This window comes from Streptomyces boetiae, from assembly GCF_031845405.1.
Classification (GTDB): domain Bacteria; phylum Actinomycetota; class Actinomycetes; order Streptomycetales; family Streptomycetaceae; genus Streptomyces; species Streptomyces boetiae.
On the sequence record NZ_JAVREN010000007.1, the window covers coordinates 120,541 to 138,164 of the forward strand.

19 protein-coding genes are annotated in these 17,624 nt (G+C 73.4%); 13 read left to right on the forward strand and 6 right to left on the reverse strand.

Annotation, left to right across the window (positions count from 1 at the left end):
* Window position 1: 1 nt before the first annotated feature.
* Both tal and tkt read right to left on the reverse strand, forming a co-directional pair.
* On the reverse strand, window positions 2–1,117 hold the full coding sequence (tal, locus tag RM780_RS07080) for a transaldolase (protein WP_311629659.1): 1,116 nt from the start codon (window positions 1,115–1,117) through the stop codon (window positions 2–4).
* Between the two features lie 34 nt (window positions 1,118–1,151).
* Window positions 1,152–3,221, reverse strand: a complete 2,070-nt coding sequence (gene tkt / locus RM780_RS07085) for a transketolase (RefSeq protein ID WP_311629660.1) — start codon at window positions 3,219–3,221, stop codon at window positions 1,152–1,154.
* Between the two features lie 349 nt (window positions 3,222–3,570).
* Here tkt and RM780_RS07090 point away from each other — a divergent pair, with 349 nt between their 5' ends.
* Complete coding sequence (locus tag RM780_RS07090; RefSeq protein WP_311629661.1) at window positions 3,571–4,512, forward strand: heme o synthase; 942 nt, start codon at window positions 3,571–3,573, stop codon at window positions 4,510–4,512.
* A gap of 76 nt (window positions 4,513–4,588) precedes the next feature.
* Window positions 4,589–4,975, forward strand: a complete 387-nt coding sequence (locus RM780_RS07095; protein WP_311629662.1) for a hypothetical protein — start codon at window positions 4,589–4,591, stop codon at window positions 4,973–4,975.
* Window positions 4,976–5,104: 129 nt separating this feature from the next.
* On the opposite strand, the gene RM780_RS07100 is transcribed toward RM780_RS07095, so the two are convergent.
* The 3 genes from RM780_RS07100 to RM780_RS07110 all read right to left on the reverse strand — a co-directional run bounded on the left by RM780_RS07100 (window position 5,105) and on the right by RM780_RS07110 (window position 7,984).
* Entirely contained in the window at window positions 5,105–6,109 is a 1,005-nt protein-coding gene (locus RM780_RS07100; RefSeq protein ID WP_311629663.1) for a COX15/CtaA family protein, read from the reverse strand.
* 118 nt (window positions 6,110–6,227) lie between these two features.
* Complete coding sequence (locus RM780_RS07105; protein ID WP_311629664.1) at window positions 6,228–7,040, reverse strand: ABC transporter permease; 813 nt, start codon at window positions 7,038–7,040, stop codon at window positions 6,228–6,230.
* Window positions 7,037–7,984 (reverse strand): ABC transporter ATP-binding protein, encoded by a 948-nt coding sequence (locus RM780_RS07110; protein ID WP_311629665.1) that lies wholly within the window; start codon window positions 7,982–7,984, stop codon window positions 7,037–7,039. Before RM780_RS07110 ends, RM780_RS07105 begins: the two co-directional genes overlap by 4 nt.
* Window positions 7,985–8,120: 136 nt before the next feature.
* On the opposite strand from RM780_RS07110, the gene RM780_RS07115 reads away from it, so the two are divergent.
* The 8 genes from RM780_RS07115 (at window position 8,121) to RM780_RS07150 (ending at window position 14,875) form a co-directional block, all read left to right on the forward strand.
* On the forward strand, window positions 8,121–8,996 hold the full coding sequence (locus RM780_RS07115) for a helix-turn-helix transcriptional regulator (protein ID WP_394812906.1): 876 nt from the start codon (window positions 8,121–8,123) through the stop codon (window positions 8,994–8,996).
* Window positions 8,993–10,414: a Fe-S cluster assembly protein SufB gene (gene sufB, locus RM780_RS07120; RefSeq protein WP_311629666.1), complete on the forward strand. Its 1,422-nt coding sequence runs from the start codon at window positions 8,993–8,995 to the stop codon at window positions 10,412–10,414. Before RM780_RS07115 ends, sufB begins: the two co-directional genes overlap by 4 nt.
* Before the next feature lie 76 nt (window positions 10,415–10,490).
* Entirely contained in the window at window positions 10,491–11,666 is a 1,176-nt protein-coding gene (gene sufD, locus RM780_RS07125; protein ID WP_311629667.1) for a Fe-S cluster assembly protein SufD, read from the forward strand.
* Window positions 11,663–12,013: a non-heme iron oxygenase ferredoxin subunit gene (locus tag RM780_RS07130; RefSeq protein ID WP_311629668.1), complete on the forward strand. Its 351-nt coding sequence runs from the start codon at window positions 11,663–11,665 to the stop codon at window positions 12,011–12,013. Before sufD ends, RM780_RS07130 begins: the two co-directional genes overlap by 4 nt.
* 8 nt (window positions 12,014–12,021) lie before the next feature.
* Window positions 12,022–12,783: a Fe-S cluster assembly ATPase SufC gene (gene sufC / locus RM780_RS07135; RefSeq protein ID WP_311629669.1), complete on the forward strand. Its 762-nt coding sequence runs from the start codon at window positions 12,022–12,024 to the stop codon at window positions 12,781–12,783.
* Window positions 12,780–14,039 (forward strand): cysteine desulfurase, encoded by a 1,260-nt coding sequence (locus tag RM780_RS07140; RefSeq protein ID WP_311629670.1) that lies wholly within the window; start codon window positions 12,780–12,782, stop codon window positions 14,037–14,039. Before sufC ends, RM780_RS07140 begins: the two co-directional genes overlap by 4 nt.
* A 15-nt stretch (window positions 14,040–14,054) precedes the next feature.
* Complete coding sequence (sufU, locus tag RM780_RS07145) at window positions 14,055–14,531, forward strand: Fe-S cluster assembly sulfur transfer protein SufU (protein ID WP_311629671.1); 477 nt, start codon at window positions 14,055–14,057, stop codon at window positions 14,529–14,531.
* A gap of 5 nt (window positions 14,532–14,536) precedes the next feature.
* Window positions 14,537–14,875 carry a metal-sulfur cluster assembly factor gene (locus RM780_RS07150; RefSeq protein WP_311629730.1) on the forward strand — a complete coding sequence of 113 codons (339 nt, stop codon included), beginning with the start codon at window positions 14,537–14,539 and terminating at the stop codon, window positions 14,873–14,875.
* 426 nt (window positions 14,876–15,301) lie between these two features.
* Here RM780_RS07150 and RM780_RS07155 read toward each other — a convergent pair whose 3' ends face one another.
* Window positions 15,302–15,538 carry a hypothetical protein gene (locus RM780_RS07155; RefSeq protein ID WP_311629672.1) on the reverse strand — a complete coding sequence of 79 codons (237 nt, stop codon included), beginning with the start codon at window positions 15,536–15,538 and terminating at the stop codon, window positions 15,302–15,304.
* A 171-nt stretch (window positions 15,539–15,709) separates the two neighbouring features.
* On the opposite strand from RM780_RS07155, the gene RM780_RS07160 reads away from it, so the two are divergent.
* The 3 genes from RM780_RS07160 to dapD are packed head-to-tail and all read left to right on the forward strand — an operon-like array spanning window position 15,710 to window position 17,614.
* Complete coding sequence (locus tag RM780_RS07160; protein WP_311629673.1) at window positions 15,710–16,030, forward strand: DMT family transporter; 321 nt, start codon at window positions 15,710–15,712, stop codon at window positions 16,028–16,030.
* Entirely contained in the window at window positions 16,030–16,605 is a 576-nt protein-coding gene (locus tag RM780_RS07165; protein WP_311629674.1) for a TetR/AcrR family transcriptional regulator, read from the forward strand. The genes RM780_RS07160 and RM780_RS07165 overlap by 1 nt, the downstream gene beginning before the upstream one ends.
* 10 nt (window positions 16,606–16,615) lie before the next feature.
* On the forward strand, window positions 16,616–17,614 hold the full coding sequence (gene dapD / locus RM780_RS07170) for a 2,3,4,5-tetrahydropyridine-2,6-dicarboxylate N-succinyltransferase (protein WP_311629675.1): 999 nt from the start codon (window positions 16,616–16,618) through the stop codon (window positions 17,612–17,614).
* Window positions 17,615–17,624 lie beyond the last annotated feature (10 nt).

Sequence of the window (17,624 nt, forward strand, 5' to 3'; positions counted from 1 at the left end):
CTCAGCCCTCCCCCGCCAGTCGCTCAAGCTCGGCGCGTGTGGAGTCCAGCAGCCCGTTCCAGGCCGTCTCGAACTTCTCCACGCCCTCGTCCTCCAGCAGTTGGACGACCTCGTCGTAGGAGATGCCGGCCTTCTCCAGCGCGTCGAGGTCGGCGCGCGCCTCCTCGTAGGTGCCCGCGACGCTGTTGCCCCGGATCTCGCCGTGGTCCTCGGTGGCCCGCAGCGTGGCGCCGGGCATGGTGTTCACCGTGCCGGGGGCGACCAGCTCCGTGACGTAGAGGGTGTCGGAGTAGGCCGGGTCCTTCACGCCGGTGGAGGCCCACAGCGGGCGCTGCGGGTTGGCGCCCTTGCGGGAGAGGGCCTGCCACCGGTCGGCGGCGATGACCTCCTCGTACGCCTGGTACGCCAGGCGGGCGTTGGCCACCCCTGCCTTGCCGCGCAGCGCGGCGGCCTCCTCGGTGCCCTGCGCGTCCAGGCGCTTGTCGATCTCGGTGTCCACCCGGGAGACGAAGAACGACGCCACCGAGTAGATCGTCGACAGGTCGAGCCCGCGGGCCGCGGCCTGCTCCAGACCGGCCTGGTAGGCGTCCATCACCTCGCGGTAGCGCTGGAGCGAGAAGATCAGCGTGACGTTGACGCTGATGCCGCGCCCGATGGTCTCGGTGATCGCGGGCAGCCCGGCGCGGGTGGCCGGGATCTTGATGAAGGTGTTGGGCCGGTCCACCAGCCACGCGAGCTGCTTGGCCTCCGCGACGGTGGCCCGCCCGTCGTGCGCCAGGCGCGGGTCCACCTCGATGGAGACCCGGCCGTCCAGGCCGCCGGTCGCCTCGTACACCGGGCGCAGCACGTCGGCCGCGTCCCGCACGTCGGCGGTGGTGATCATGCGCACCGCCTCCTCGACGGTGACGCGCCGGGCGGCGAGGTCGGCCAGCTGCTCCTCGTACCCCTCGCCCGCGGAGATGGCCTTCTGGAAGATGGACGGGTTGGTGGTGACACCCACGACGTGCTGCTGGTCGAGCAGTTCGCCCAGGTGGCCGGAGCTGATCATCGTGCGGGACAGGTCGTCCAGCCAGATGGCGACGCCTTCCCGGGAGAGCCGCTTGAGTGCGTCGGTCATGTGAATCGCGTCTCCTGCTGTCTCGTCATCCGGTTCAGCGCTCGGCCGCGGCCACGGATTCCCGCGCGGCCTGCGCCACGGCCTCCGGGGTGATGCCGAACTCGCGGTACAGGGTCTGGTAGTCGGCGGACGCCCCGAAGTGCTCCAGGGAAACGATCCGCCCCGCCTCGCCGACGAAGCGGTGCCAGGTCAGGCCGATGCCCGCCTCGACGGCCACCCGCGCGCGCACGCCCGGCAGCAGCACCCGGTCCCGGTAGGCCGCGTCCTGCTCCTCGAACCACTCCACGCAGGGCACGGAGACCACGCGGGTGGGGATGCCCTCGGCCTGGAGCTGCTCGCGGGCCGCCAGCGCGATCTGCACCTCGGAGCCGGTGGCCAGCAGCACCGCGCGCGGCGTGCCCCCCTCGGCCTCGGTGTGGACGTAACCGCCGCGCGCCGCGTCCTCGTTCGCCGCGTAGACCGGGACGTTCTGCCGGGTCAGGGCCAGCGCGTGCGGGGCGTCCCCGCGGCGCAGGAGCTCGCGCCAGGCGATGACCGTCTCGTTGGCGTCCGCGGGACGCACGACGTTCAGGCCCGGGATGGCACGCAGCGAGGCAAGGTGCTCGACCGGCTGGTGCGTGGGGCCGTCCTCGCCCAGGCCGATGGAGTCGTGCGTCCACACGTAGGTGACCGGCAGCCTCATCAGGGCCGCCAGCCGCACGGAGGGCCGCATGTAGTCGGAGAAGACGAGGAACGTCCCGCCGTAGACGCGGGTGTTGCCGTGCAGGGCGATGCCGTTCATCGCCGCGCCCATGGCGTGCTCGCGGATGCCGAAGTGCACGGTGCGGCCGTAGGGGTCGGCCTCCGGCAGCGGGTTGCCCGCGGGCAGGAAGGAGGAACCGGCGTCGATGGTGGTGTTGTTGGACCCCGCCAGGTCGGCCGAGCCGCCCCACAGCTCCGGGATCACCGCGCCCAGGCGCTGCAGCACGGTGCCCGAGGCCTTGCGGGTGGCCACCGAGGCGCCGGCGTCGAAGGAGGGCAGCTCCTTCTCCCAGCCCTCGGGCAGCCGCCCGGCGCTGATACGGTCGAACGCCTCGGCGCGCTCGGGGTTGTCGGCGCGCCAGGCCGCGATCCGCTTCTCCCACTCCGCCCGCGCGCTCTGGCCGCGCTCGACGGCCCCGCGGGCGTGCGCCAGGACCGCGTCCTCGACCTGGAAGTGCCGCTCGGGGTCGAAGCCCAGGACCCGCTTGGTGGCCGCGACCTCGTCCGCGCCCAGCGCCGAGCCGTGCGCGGCCTCGGTGTTCTGCGCGTGCGGGGCCGGCCAGGCGATGATCGAGCGGGCCGCGATGATCGAGGGCCTGCCGGTCTCCTCGCGCGCCGCGGCGAAGGCCGCGTACAGGGCGTGCGGGTCGAGGTCGCCGTTCTCCTTGGGCGCCACGCGCTGCACGTGCCAGCCGCAGGCGTCGAAGCGCCCGAGCACGTCCTCGGAGAAGGCCGTGGCGGTGTCGCCCTCGATGGAGATGTGGTTGTCGTCGTAGAGCAGCACCAGGTTGCCCAGCTCCTGGTGGCCGGCGAGCGAGACGGCCTCGGCGGCCACGCCCTCCTGGAGGTCGCCGTCGCCGGCGAAGACCCAGACCGTGTGGTCGAAGGGGGAGGTGCCCGGCTCCGCCTCCGGGTCGAACAGGCCGCGCTCGTAGCGGGCGGCCATCGCCATGCCCACCGCGTTGGCGACGCCCTGGCCCAGCGGGCCCGTCGTGGTCTCCACACCGACCGTGTGGCCGAACTCGGGGTGGCCCGGGGTCCGCGAGCCCCAGGTCCTGAAGGACTTCAGGTCGTCCAGCTCCAGGCCGTACCCGGCGAGGTAGAGCTGCGTGTAGAGGGTGAGGCTGGAGTGCCCCACGGACAGCACGAACCGGTCCCGGCCGGCCCAGGCCGGGTCGGAGGGGTCGTGCTGCATCAGCTTCTGGAAGACCAGGTAGGCGGCGGGCGCCAGGCTCATGGCGGTGCCGGGGTGGCCGTTCCCGACCTTCTGCACGGAATCCATCGCCAGGACCCGGGCCGTGTCAACGGCCCGCTGGTCCACGTCGGTCCATTCAAGTTCTCTCGTGGTCGGTGTCTCGCTCACCCTGCGTCAGGGCTCCTCTCCGGATCTGTCGGGCCGGGGCGGCTGCTCCGCCCGGCGGCGGAGTGCGGCTCTCCGGGCGGTGTCGAGCCTACCTCCGGCACCCGGGGGCCCAGGGCGTCGCGCGGCCTCCGGCGGCCCCGCGCGCGGACCGCGCTTCCAGGGTGCACCGCGGCGCGCCATCCGGCATGCCGGGCGGCTGGGCAACACGGGGGACCCGGCGACAAGCGGCGCAAGCCGGGCGTCTAGAGTGACCGGGTACGCGCCACCTGCCGGTTCGCCGGCCGGAGCCGCGAGATGTGCCCGCAGCACCAGCGTCATTGCCGTAGAACTCGCAGAACCAGGGGTGTCCGTGACGGCCGTCGATTCCCGTCCCGCGGCAGGGCCCGCACCGGGTCAGGACCAGTGGTCGCCGGGAGACCGGGTCAAGGGGTTCGTCGCGCTGACGAAGCCGCGCATCATCGAGCTGCTGCTGATCACCACGGTGCCGGTGATGTTCCTCGCCGAGCAGGGCGTTCCCGACCTGTGGCTGGTCGTGGCGACCTGCCTGGGCGGCTACCTCTCGGCGGGCGGGGCCAACGCCCTGAACATGTACATCGACCGGGACATCGACGCGCTGATGGAGCGCACCCGGCAGCGCCCGCTGATCACCGGCGTCGTGCGGCCGGGCGAGTGCCTGGCGTTCGGCCTGGCGCTCGCGGTGATCTCCACGGCGTGGTTCGGCCTCACGGTCAACTGGGTCTCCGCCGCGCTCTCGCTGGGCGCGCTGCTCTTCTACGTCGTCGTCTACACGATGCTGCTGAAGCGGCGCACGGCGCAGAACATCGTCTGGGGCGGGATCGCGGGCTGCCTGCCGGTCTTCATCGGCTGGTCCTCCGTCACGGGAACGCTCTCCTGGGCCGCCGTGGCCCTCTTCCTGGTGATGTTCTTCTGGACGCCGCCGCACTACTGGCCGCTGTCGATGAAGGTGAAGGACGACTACGCCCGGGTCGGCGTGCCGATGCTGCCGGTGATCGCGGCGAACACCGTGGTGGCGCGGCAGATCGTGGCGTACAGCTGGGTGATGGTCGCGGTCTCGCTGACGCTGTGGCCGCTGGGGTACACCGGCTGGTTCTACCCGGTGGTGGCGGCGCTGGCCGGCGGCTGGTGGCTGTGGGAGGCGCACGCGCTGCAGGCGCGGGCGCGGGCCGGGCTGCGGGGCGCGAAGCTGAAGGAGATGCGCCTCTTCCACTGGTCGATCACCTACGTCTCGGTGCTCTTCCTCGCCGTCGCGATCGACCCCTTCCTGCGCTGAGCCCTCGTCTTCCCGCGCCGAATCCGCGCCGTGCCCCCGGGTTTACCGGAGGCTACTCACCGGTAGGATGAGCGGCATGACCGAGAGCACCAAGACTTCCCCCGACGAGACGCCCGCGGACGGGCCGTCCGCCCCGCCCGCGGTGAGCGGGCGCGAGGTTAAGCGCCTGACCCGCCGGGTGCGTTCCTTCGCCGCCGCGCACGGCGGCGCCGAGGGCCAGATCGCCTACCTCGGCATCCGTGGCCACCGGCTGGTGCTGGTCGGCACCGACGGCGCCTGGGGCGACGTCGTGTCCCCGCACCGCGCGGCCCTGGAGGGCGCCGCCGAGGCCGCCGGGGTGACCCTGCGCGAGACCTTCGACGGCGAGATGGCCGCCCGCGTGCGCACGGGCCCCTACGAGTGGACCCGCATGGCGGGCATCCAGCTCGGCGGCCCGAGCAACACTTCGCCTGCGGCGGCCTGAGCGCCCCCCCGGGAGCTGCCCGCCCTCGCCCGGCCCGCGGCCGGGCGAGCCGCGGCGACCGTATCCGGCGTGATCCGCCCGGCTCTGCACGGGCCGGGCGTCTGCCCGCGCGGGTCGTCGCGGAAAGCCTTAGGCGGCGCCGGCCGGCTCGCGGTCGGTGCGGGCGGCCGGTGCCGGGCGGGGAACGGCCGCGGGGTCCTCGCCGTCGCGGGACGGGCCGCGGTCCCGGGTGGCCAGGAGGAGGCGCAGGGCCGCGATCCACACCAGGGTCGAGCCCAGCAGGTGGATGCCGACCAGCAGCTCCGGCTCGTCCAGGAAGTACTGGGCGTAGCCGACGACGCCCTGGCTGAGCAGCACCAGGAACAGCTCCGTGGCCCTGGCGCGGGGCGCGGCGGCGGCGCCCGCGCGCCGCAGCAGCAGCCAGACGGCGGCCGTGCCCAGCACGACGGCCCAGGCCAGCGCCGAGTGGACGCGGGTGACGGCCTCCCAGTCGAACGGCATCCGCTCGATGTCGCTGCTGTCGCCGGCGTGCTTCCCGCTGCCGGTCACCGCCGTGCCCGCCACGACCAGCGCGGCCGTCAGCAGCGTCAGGCCGAGCACGGCCCGCCGCAGGGGCGGGTTCACGGCCGGGCGGGCCGGCTCGTCGCCCTCCCGCGCGCGCTGCCAGCTCACGGTGGCCGCGGTGATCAGCGCCATGGCGGCCAGGAAGTGGGCGGCCACGATGAAGGGGTTCAGCTCGGTCAGCACCGTGATGCCGCCCAGCACGCCGTTGAACATCACCACCCAGAACTGGGCCCAGCCCAGCCGGGTCAGCGGGCGGCGGCGCGGCTTGGCGCAGCGCGCGGCGACGATGAACCAGACCACGGCCGCCGTCACCACGTAGGCGAGCATGCGGTTGGTGAACTCGATCAGCCCGTGCAGCCCCATCTCGCGGGTGGCGACCAGGCTCTCGTCACTGCACCGGGGCCACGTCTCGCAGCCCAGGCCCGAGCCGGTGAGGCGGACGGCGCCGCCGGTCACCACGATGACGACGCTTATGACCAGGGCCGCCGTCGCCGCCCGCCGCACGGTCCGCGGGCGGGGGGTGAACCGGCCGGCGAGGTGGGCGAGGGGGTTTCGCACGGCTTTCAGCACACCGCCATGGTAGGCGCCCGCTTGTGCGTGTTTTCACGAGCCCCCCGGGAACGTCCCTCCCGGCCGTGGCGGCGCGCGCCTGGCCGGCGGCGGCCCGCCCGGGGCGTTGCTCCCCGCGTCACTCCCAGCGGAACCAGCGCGCCGCGGCGCCCAGGCCCGCCGCGGCCCAGGCGGCCAGGACGGCGGCCTCGCCCCAGGGCAGGCCCTGGCCCTCGCGCAGCACCGCCCGCAGGCCCTCGGAGAGGGCGCCCGAGGGCAGCAGGGCCAGCGCGTCCGCGACCGGCCCGGGGAACTCCTCCAGCGGCACGATCACGCCGCCGAAGAAGAGCAGCAGCACGAAGACGAGGTTGGCGGCGGCCAGCGTCGCCTCGGCGCGCAGGGTCCCGGCCATCAGCAGCCCCAGGCCCGTGCAGGCCGCCGCGCCCAGCAGCATCAGGGCCGCGGCGGCGGCCGGGTTGCCGTGGGGGGACCAGCCAAGGGCCAGGGCAACGGCCGACAGCAGCGCCGTCTGGAGGGCCAGCACCGCCAGGGCCGCGCAGGTCTTCCCGGCCAGCAGGCCCCAGCGGGGCAGCGGCGAGGCGCCCAGGCGCTTGAGGACGCCGTAGCGGCGCTCGAAGCCGGTGGCGATGGCCTGGCTGGTGAACGCGGTGGCCAGCACGGCGACGGCCAGCACCCCGGGGGCGAGGAAGTCCACCCGCTCGCCCTCGCCGGGCCCGGTGACGTCCACCACGTCCACGGTGCCGAACAGCACCAGCAGCAGCGCGGGGATGATCACGGTCAGCAGCAGCTGCTCGCCGTTGCGCAGCAGCATCCGCAGCTCCAGCGCGGCCTGGGCGGCGATCATCCGCCCGGCGGGGGCGGCGCCGGGGCGCGGGGCGTACCGGCCCTCGCGCGGGGCGGCGGGGGAGGCGCCCCGGGGTACCTGGGTCATGGGCGCAGCTCCTTGCCGGTCAGCTCCAGGAAGACGTCCTCCAGGGTGTGCCTGCGGGTGGTGATCCGGTCGGCGAGCACGCCGTGCTGGGCGCACCAGGCGGTGACGGTGGCCAGCAGGCGCGGCCCGACGTCCCCCGTGATGCGGTAGCTGCCGGGCGTGGGCTCGCTGGCCTCGCTGCCCTGCGGGAGCGCCGCCCGCAGCGAGACCAGGTCCAGGCCGGGCCGCCCGGAGAAGCGCAGCACGTCCGAGGCCGGGCCCCGGCACAGCTCGGCGGGGGTGCCCCCGGCGATCACGCGGCCCGCGTCCACGATGGCGACGCGGTCGGCCAGTTCCTCGGCCTCGTCCATGTGGTGGGTGGTGAGCACCACGGTCACGCCGTCCGCGCGCAGCTCGCGCACCAGGTCCCAGGTGGCGTGCCGGGCCTGGGGGTCGAGCCCGGCGGTCGGCTCGTCCAGGAAGACCAGCTCGGGGCGGCCCACCACCGCCAGGGCCAGGGCCAGCCGCTGCTGCTGGCCCCCGGAGAGGCGCCGGTAGGGGGTGCGTCCGCACGAGGCCAGCCCCAGGCGTTCCGCCAGGGCGTCGACGTCCAGCGGGTGGGCGTGCAGCCGGGCCACGTGGCGCAGCATCTCGGCGGCCCGCGCGCCGGGGTAGATCCCGCCGCTCTGGAGCATCACCCCGATCCGGGGGCGCAGCGCGGCGCCCTGCGTCACGGGGTCCAGACCCAGGACGCGCAGGCTCCCCGCGTCCGGGGCCAGGTAGCCCTCGCACGCCTCGACGGTGGTGGTCTTGCCGGCGCCGTTGGGGCCGAGGACGGCCGTCACGGCGGCGCGCGGCACGGTGAGGTCGAGCCCGTTCAGCGCCGTCCTCGCGCCGTAGCGCTTGACCAGGCCCACGGCCTCGACGGCCGGTCCCGCGCCCGGGGTACCCCCTGCGGTCTGCATGGGTGGGAGTGTAGAAACCCGGCCGGGGCGCTCCCGCACCCGGTGGGAGGTTAGGCATGCCTTACGTGATGTACTGCATCCGGGCTGGTCAGGACGCGGCTTGCTGCCGCCGCGCGAATTAAGCAACAATGACGTTGTGAAAAACGGCAGTGAGCGGGAGACGACCCCGGAGGCCGCCCAGGCCCCCGGCGGCCCCGCCGTGCCCGTGGGCGACGGGGAGCAGTCCGGCACGCGGCGGCGGGTGGCGCGTTCCATCCTCGGCCACGGCCCCTCCACGGCCGCCGAGCTGGCCGACCGGCTGGGGCTGACCCAGGCCGCCGTCCGGCGCCACCTCGACGCGCTGGTCGCCGACGGCCTGGTCGAGCCCCGAGACAAGCGGGTCTACGGCTCCCGGGGCCGCGGCAGGCCGGCCAAGGTCTTCGCGATCACCGACCGCGGGCGCGACGCCTTCGACCAGGCGTACGACGAGCTGGCCGTCGAGGCGCTGCACTGGATCGAACGCGGCGCCGGCGGCGGCGCCCGCGGCGAGGCGGCCGTCCTCGCCTTCGCCCGCGCCCGCGCCGAGGCCCAGGCCGAGGCGTACGGCCGTTTCCTGGAGGGCGTGCCCCCCGGCGAGCGGGCCGGCGCGCTGGCCCGGGCCCTCTCCCACCACGGGTACGCGGCCACCGTCCGCCCCGCGCCCGCAGCCGCCGGCGAGCAGCTGTGCCAGCACCACTGCCCGGTGGCGCACGCCGCCGCCCGCTTCCCCCAGCTGTGCGACGCGGAGACCGAGGTCTTCTCCCGCCTGCTGGGCAGCCACGTGCAGCGCCTGGCCACCCTGGCGCACGGGGACGGCGTGTGCACCACCTTCGTCCCCGCGCCCGAGCACGCCGCGGGCCGCCGCGAGGCGTCCCCGCCCGCCGCGGGCGGGGCCCCCGGGGACCCGCAGGTCCCACAGGACCCGCCGCCCGGGCCCACCACGACCGATTCCACCACCGCACCACCACGCATCGCCGGGAGGAACCCCGCATGACGCTCCCCACGGAGACGGCCCACCCCGAGCTCGACGGGCTGGGCAAGTACGAGTACGGCTGGGCCGACTCCGACGAGGCCGGGGCCGCCGCGAAACGCGGGCTGTCGGAGGACGTCGTCCGCGACATCTCCGGCAAGAAGTCCGAGCCGGACTGGATGCTGCGGATGCGGCTGAAGGGCCTCAAGCTCTTCGGCAAGAAGCCCATGCCCACCTGGGGCTCCGACCTCAGCGGCATCGACTTCGACAACATCAAGTACTTCGTGCGCTCCACCGAGAAGCAGGCCCAGAGCTGGGAGGACCTGCCCGAGGACATCAGGAGCACCTACGACCGCCTCGGCATCCCGGAGGCGGAGAAGCAGCGCCTGGTGGCCGGCGTCGCCGCGCAGTACGAGTCCGAGGTCGTCTACCACCAGATCCGCGAGGACCTGGAGAGCCAGGGCGTTCTCTTCCTGGACACCGACACGGCGCTGCGCGAGCACCCCGAGCTGTTCCAGGAGCACTTCGGCACCGTCATCCCCCCGGGGGACAACAAGTTCGCCGCGCTGAACACCGCGGTCTGGTCCGGCGGCTCGTTCATCTACGTCCCCCCGGGCGTGCACGTGGACATCCCGCTCCAGGCGTACTTCCGCATCAACACGGAGAACATGGGCCAGTTCGAGCGGACCCTGATCATCGTCGACGAGAACGCCTACGTGCACTACGTCGAGGGCTGCACCGCCCCGATCTACAACTCCGACTCGCTGCACTCCGCGGTCGTGGAGATCATCGTCAAGAAGGGCGGCCGCTGCCGCTACACGACCATCCAGAACTGGTCCAACAACGTCTACAACCTGGTCACCAAGCGGGCCGTCGCCTACGAGGGCGCGACCATGGAGTGGGTCGACGGCAACATCGGCTCCAAGGTGACGATGAAGTACCCGGCCGTCTACCTCATGGGCGAGCACGCCAAGGGCGAGACGCTGTCCGTGGCCTTCGCGGGCGAGGGCCAGCACCAGGACGCCGGCGCCAAGATGGTCCACATGGCCCCCCGCACCTCCTCCAACATCGTCTCCAAGTCGGTGGCCCGGGGCGGCGGGCGGACCTCCTACCGCGGCCTGATCGAGATCGGCGAGGGCGCCGAGGGCTCCAAGTCCAACGTCCTGTGCGACGCGCTGCTGGTGGACACCATCTCCCGCTCCGACACCTACCCCTACGTCGACGTCCGCGAGGACGACGTCACGATGGGGCACGAGGCCACCGTCTCCAAGGTCAGCGACGACCAGCTCTTCTACCTGATGAGCCGCGGCCTGTCCGAGGACGAGGCCATGGCGATGATCGTGCGCGGCTTCGTCGAGCCGATCGCCAAGGAGCTGCCCATGGAGTACGCCCTGGAGCTGAACCGGCTGATCGAGCTCCAGATGGAGGGCGCGGTCGGCTGACCGCGCGCCGCCCCGGCCCGCGGCCCCGCGGGCCCCGACCCCCAGTCCGAGCAAGAGAGTGAGCACGACGAGACCCATGGCTGAGGCCCAGAGCACCGGAGCCGCCGCCGGAGGAGCGGTCGCCGTGGCCGCCGACTCCACGGTGGCCACCCGGATGAGCGCGCCCCCCTCCTTCGACGTGGCGGACTTCCCCGTGCCGCACGGCCGCGAGGAGGAGTGGCGTTTCACCCCCCTGGAGCGGCTGCGCGGGCTGCACGACGGCACCGCGACCGCCGACGGCTCCGTCAAGGTGGAGGTGGACGCGCCCGAGGGCGTCACCGTCCGCACCGTCGGCCGGGACGACCCGCGCATCGGCCGGGCCGGCAAGCCCGTGGACCGGGTCGCGGCCCAGGCGTTCAGCTCCGTGGAGAAGGCCACGGTCGTCTCGGTGCCCGCCGAGACCGTGCTGACCGAGCCGGTGCGGGTCGGCCTGCACGGCGAGGGCGGCGTGACCTTCGGGCACACCGTCTTCGAGATCGGCGCCTTCGCCGAGGCCGTCCTCGTCCTGGACCACACCGGCGACACGGTGCGCGCGGCCAACGTCGAGTTCCAGATCGGCGACGGCGCCAAGGTCACCGTCGTCTCCGTCCAGGACTGGGACGACACCGCCGTGCACTGCTCCCAGCACAGCGTCCTCGTCGGACGCGACGCCCGGTACCGCTCCGTCGTCGTCACCTTCGGCGGCGACGTCGTCCGCCTCCACCCCCGCGTCAGCTACGCGGGTCCCGGCGGCGAGGCCGAGCTGTACGGCCTGTACTTCACCGACCGCGGCCAGCACCAGGAGCACCGCCTCTTCGTCGACCACGACGCGCCCAACTGCCGCAGCCACGTCGCCTACAAGGGCGCCCTCCAGGGCGAGCGGGCGCACGCCGTGTGGATCGGGGACGTGCTCATCCGCGCCGCCGCCACCGGCACCGACACCTACGAGCTGAACCGCAACCTCGTCCTCACCGACGGCACCCGCGTCGACTCGGTGCCCAACCTGGAGATCGAGACCGGCGAGATCCAGGGCGCCGGCCACGCCTCGGCCACCGGCCGCTTCGAGGACGAGCAGCTGTTCTACCTGATGGCCCGCGGCATCCCCGCCGACGAGGCCCGCCGCCTGGTCGTGCGCGGCTTCTTCGCCGAGCTGATCCAGCAGATCGGCGTCCCCGACGTCGAGGAGCGGCTGATCGCCAAGCTGGACGCGGAGCTGGGGGCGTCGATCGCATGACCGCCTCCCCCCACGCCTCCGCCTTCTCCCGCGTCTGCGCCCTCGCCGACCTCGACGAGGACGCCCCCCTGCGCGTCGAGCTGGACGGCACGCCCGTCTGCCTGGTCCGCACCGAGGGCGAGGTCTTCGCCGTCAGCGACACCTGCTCGCACGCGAACGTCTCGCTCTCCGAGGGCGAGGTGGACGACTGCCGCATCGAGTGCTGGCTGCACGGCTCCACCTTCGACCTGCGCACCGGAAAGCCGTCGGGGCTGCCCGCGACCCGCCCCATCCCCGTGTACACCGTCAAGATCGAAGGAGACGGCCCCGACGCGGCCGTGCTCGTCTCCCTCACCCAGGAGTCCTGAGGCACCCCATGGCAACGCTTGAGATCCACGACCTGCACGTCTCCGTCGACGGCGAAGGCGGCCCCAAAGAGATCCTCCGCGGCGTCGACCTGACCGTGAAGCAGGGCGAGACGCACGCCATCATGGGCCCCAACGGCTCCGGCAAGTCCACCCTGGCCTATTCGCTGGCCGGCCACCCCAAGTACACGGTCACCTCCGGCACCGTCACGCTCGACGGCGAGGACGTGCTGGCCATGTCCGTCGACGAGCGGGCCCGCGCCGGCGTCTTCCTCGCCATGCAGTACCCGGTGGAGGTCCCCGGCGTCTCCGTCTCCAACTTCCTGCGCACCTCCGCCACCGCCGTCCGCGGCGAGGCCCCCAAGCTGCGCACGTGGGTCAAGGAGGTCAAGGAGGCCATGGCCCGCCTGGAGATGGACCCCGCCTTCGCCGAGCGCAACGTCAACGAGGGCTTCTCCGGCGGCGAGAAGAAGCGCCACGAGATCCTCCAGCTCGAGCTGCTGAAGCCCAAGGTCGCCATCCTGGACGAGACCGACTCCGGCCTGGACATCGACGCCCTGCGCATCGTCTCCGAGGGCGTCAACCGCGTCCGCGCGGCCGGGCAGACCGGCACCCTGCTGATCACGCACTACACCCGCATCCTGCGTTACATCACGCCGGACCACGTCCACGTCTTCGCGGGCGGCCGGATCGTCACCTCGGGCGGCCCGGAGCTCGCCGACCAGCTCGAGGCCGAGGGCTACGAGCAGTACACGAAGGGGGGAGCCTCATGAGCACATCGTTGCCGGGTCTCCTGGACACCGAGGCGATCCGCAAGGACTTCCCGCTCCTGGACCGGACCGTCCACGACGGCAAGCAGCTCGTCTACCTCGACAACGCGGCCACCTCCCAGAAGCCGCGCCAGGTCCTGGACGCGCTCAACGACTACTACGAGCGCCACCACGCCAACGTCCACCGCGGCGTCCACGTCCTGGCCGAGGAGGCCACCGCGCTGTACGAGGGCGCCCGGGACAAGGTCGCCGCGTTCATCAACGCCCCGAGCCGCGACGAGGTCATCTTCACGAAGAACGCCTCCGAGTCGCTCAACCTGGTGGCCAACATGCTCGGCTGGGCCGACGAGCCCTACCGCGTGGACGCCGGCACCGAGATCGTCATCACGGAGATGGAGCACCACTCCAACATCGTCCCCTGGCAGCTTCTGGCGCAGCGCACGGGCGCGACGCTGCGGTGGTTCGGCCTCACCGACGACGGCCGCCTCGACCTGTCGAACATCGACGAGATCATCACCGAGCGCACCAAGGTCGTCTCCTTCGTCCTGGTCTCCAACGTCCTGGGCACGGTCAACCCCGTGGAGGAGATCGTCCGCCGCGCCCAGCAGGTCGGCGCCCTGGTCGTCATCGACGCCTCCCAGGCCGCCCCGCACATGGCCCTGGACGTGCAGTCCCTCCAGGCCGACTTCGTCGCCTTCACCGGGCACAAGATGTGCGGCCCCACCGGCATCGGCGTGCTGTGGGGGCGGCAGGAGCTGCTGGAGGACCTGCCGCCGTTCCTGGGCGGCGGGGAGATGATCGAGACGGTCACCATGTCCTCCTCGACCTACGCGCCCGCCCCGCACAAGTTCGAGGCAGGCACCCCGCCGATCGCGCAGGCCGTGGGCCTGGGCGCGGCCGTGGACTACCTCACGGCCATCGGGATGGACCGCGTCGCGGCCCACGAGCACGCCATCACCCGGTACGCCCTGGAGCGCCTGTCCGAGGTGCCCGACCTGCGGATCATCGGCCCGGCCGACGGCGACGACCGGGTGGCGACGATCTCGTTCACGCTCGGCGACATCCACCCGCACGACGTGGGCCAGGTCCTCGACGAGCAGGGCATCGCGGTCCGGGTCGGCCACCACTGCGCCCGCCCGGTCTGCCTGCGCTACGGAATTCCCGCGACGACGCGGGCGTCGTTCTACCTGTACTCCACCCCGGCCGAGGTCGACGCCCTGGTGAGGGGACTGGAGTACGTCCGCGGCTTCTTCGGATGAGGGCGGTTTGACCACGTGCAGCTGGAATCGATGTATCAGGACGTGATCCTGGATCACTATAAGCACCCGCACGGGCGCGGCCTGCGCCCCGGCGACGCCGAGGTGCACCACTCCAACCCCACCTGCGGGGACGAGATCACCCTGCGGGTGCGGTACGAGGGAGAGGTCGTCGCCGACGTCTCGTACGAGGGCCAGGGCTGCTCGATCAGCCAGGCCAGCGCCTCGGTGCTGAACGAGCTGCTCGTCGGCCGCAAGCTCCCGGAGGCCCTGGGCATCCAGCACACCTTCCTGGAGCTGATGCAGTCCCGCGGCCGGATCGAGCCGGACGAGGCGATGGAGGAGGTGCTGGAGGACGCGGTGGCGTTCGCCGGCGTCTCGAAGTACCCGGCGCGGGTGAAGTGCGCGCTGCTGAGCTGGATGGCCTGGAAGGACGCCACGGCCCGGGCACTGGGCGAGGCGGCGGTGGCCGCGGCCGTTGAGGAGAGGGTGTGAGCAGCGTGAGCGACACGGAGACCGTCCCGGGCGCCCCGGCGGGCGAGGAGGAGATCCTTGAGGCGATGATGGACGTCGTCGACCCCGAGCTGGGCATCGACGTGGTCAACCTCGGCCTGATCTACGGCATCCACGTCGACGAGAGCAACGTCGCCACGGTCGATATGACGCTGACCTCGGCGGCCTGTCCGCTGACGGACGTGATCGAGGACCAGGCCAGGACGGCGACCGAGGGCCTGGTGTCCGACCTGAAGATCAACTGGGTCTGGATGCCGCCGTGGGGCCCCGACAAGATCACCGACGAGGGCCGCGACCAGCTCCGCGCCCTGGGCTTCAACGTCTGACCGCACGGAGCGGGCCACGGCCCTTGGCCACGGCCGCGGTACCGGTCTCGGTCCTGCCCGCCGGCCTGGGCCTCAGCGTCTGAACGCCATGTGGCTCCGGCCACGGCGCTCTGGCCCGGCTTCGGCCCCGGCCCCGGCCCCGGCTTCGCCCGGGGCTGGAGGCCACGGACTCCTGGGCCCGGCTCCGCCCGGCGCCACGGTCCCGGGCCTGCCCGCGGCCACGGCCCGGCGATGTGCCGGTTCCGGCCGGACGAGGTCCCCCGTCCCGGCGACGCACGAAGGCCGGTCCGCATCCCCCACGAGGGGGCGCGGACCGGCCTTCGTCGCGCCGGGCGGGGCTTGCGGCCCGCGTCGGGGCCCGGGGCGCGCGGCGGGCCACGCGGAGCGGGCCGTCACCGAGCGGGTGCCGACGCGAGTCGGCGCCCGCTACGCGTGGTCGACGAGCTGCGCGTGCCCCTGGGTGCGGGCGCAGTGCGCGCAGCAGTAGAAGTGCCCGTCCTCGGTCTCCAGGCCGTGGCCCATGATCCGGCACTGGCAGTTCTCGCAGATCGGCGCCATCTTCTGCACGGCGCACTCGAAGCTGTCGAAGGTGTGCGTCTGCCCGGCGGCGCGCACCTCGAAAGCCATCCGGTAGTCGTTGCCGCAGACCTCGCACTCGGCCATCGGTCTCGCTCCTCGCGTCGGGGATGTCGGGGGACAGGCACGGGGCCCGGTCGCCGCAAGGATCGCGGGAGGCCGCCCCGGGCCGCCCGGCGACGCGCAGGGCAGTCACTCCACCGGCGTTCCCGCCATCGATATGGACGGGCGTACGCATCGATGTGTACGCTCGTCCACATGCCTTATGTGCTGCTGAGCGCCGCCATCGCCTCCGAGATCGCCGGCACCCTCCTGATGAACCGCAGCGACGGCTTCTCCCGCCTGTGGCCCTCGCTGGGCACCGCCGTCTGCTACCTCGTCGCCTTCGCCTTCCTCGCCCAGACCCTCAAGTCCCTGGACGTGGGCGTCGCCTACGCCATCTGGTCCGGCGCCGGAACAGCCGTCATCGCCGCCATCGGGATGCTCTTCCTCGGCGAGGCCGTCACCGCCGCCCGCGTCGGCGGCGTCGCCCTGGTCATCGCGGGCGTCGCCGTCCTCAACCTCGGCGGCGCCCACTGATGGCCGCCCGCCGCTACGACCCCGGCCGCCGCGACCGCCTCGTGGACGCCGCCGTCCGCGTCGTCGCCGAGCGCGGCATCGACGGCCTCACCCACCGCGCGGTCGCCGCCGCCGCGGACGTTCCCCTCGGCTCCACCACCTACCACTTCACCGACCGCGACGCCCTGCTGCTCGCCGCCCTGGAGCGGATCAACGACGCCTGGCTGGAGGACTTCGCCGGACGCCTCGCCGCCCTCGACCCGGCCGTCCCGCTCCCCGAGCACCTCGGCCGTTACATCGCGGACTGCCTCGGCCCGCGCCGCGAGGAGACCGAGCTGGCCTACGAGCTGTACTTCGCCGGCCTGCGCCTGCCCGCCGTCCGCCCCCTGGCCGCCCGCTGCCTGGACCGGATGGCCGAGCTGGTGGCCCCCCTCGTCCCGGATCGGGACACCGCCCGCGCGCTGGTCGCCGCCTGCGACGGGCTGATCATCCAACTGCTGCTCACCGGCCGCCCCTACGACCCCGCGCGGGCCGGGGCGATCCTCGCGCGCCTGCTCCCGGGGACCGGTTCGCCCCCCGCGCCCGCCACCCGCTAGCGTCGGAGCCATGACCGACGCAGCACCCGCAACGCCCACCGGCCCCACCGGCGCCGTCGCCGCCGGCCTCGCCACCCTCGCCGACGACGGCACCGTGCTCGACACGTGGTTCCCCGCCCCCGCCCTCGACGCCCACCCGGGCGAGGCCGGCACCGAGCGGCTGACCCCCGTGGCCGCCGCCGAACAGCTCGGGGAGGCCGCCGGACGCGCCCTCGGCCCCGACCCGGTGCGCGGCGTGGAGGTGGTCGCGGTCCGCACGGTCATCGCGGACCTGGCGGACAAGCCGGTGGACGCGCACGACGTCTACCTGCGCCTCCACCTGCTCAGCCACCGCCTGGTCCGCCCCCACGGCCTCAGCCTGGAGGGCCAGTTCGGCCTCCTGGCCAACGTCGCCTGGACCAGCCTGGGCCCCGTCCCCGTGGAGGAGATCGAGCGCGTGCGGCTGGCCGCCCGCGCCGAGGGCCGCGCCCTGAACGTCACCAGTGTCGACAAGTTCCCCCGGATGACCGACTACGTCGTCCCCTCCGGCGTCCGCATCGGGGACGCCGACCGCGTCCGCCTCGGCGCGCACCTCGCCTCCGGCACCACCGTGATGCACGAGGGCTTCGTCAACTTCAACGCCGGCACGCTGGGAACGTCCATGGTCGAGGGCCGCATCAGCGCCGGCGTGGTCGTCGGCGACGGCTCCGACATCGGCGGCGGCGCCTCGATCATGGGCACGCTCTCCGGCGGCGGCAAGGAGACCATCACCATCGGGGAACGCTGCCTGCTGGGCGCCGAGGCCGGGATCGGCATCTCGCTGGGCGACGACTGCGTCGTGGAGGCCGGCCTCTACGTCACCGCCGGCACCCGCGTCACCCTCCCCGACAGCGAGATCGTCAAGGCGGCCGTCCTCTCCGGCGCCCCCAACCTCCTTTTCCGCCGCAACTCCACCACCGGCCGCGTCGAAGCCCTCCCCCGCACCGGCACCTGGGGCGGCCTCAACGAGGCCCTCCACAGCCACAACTGACCGCGCCGGG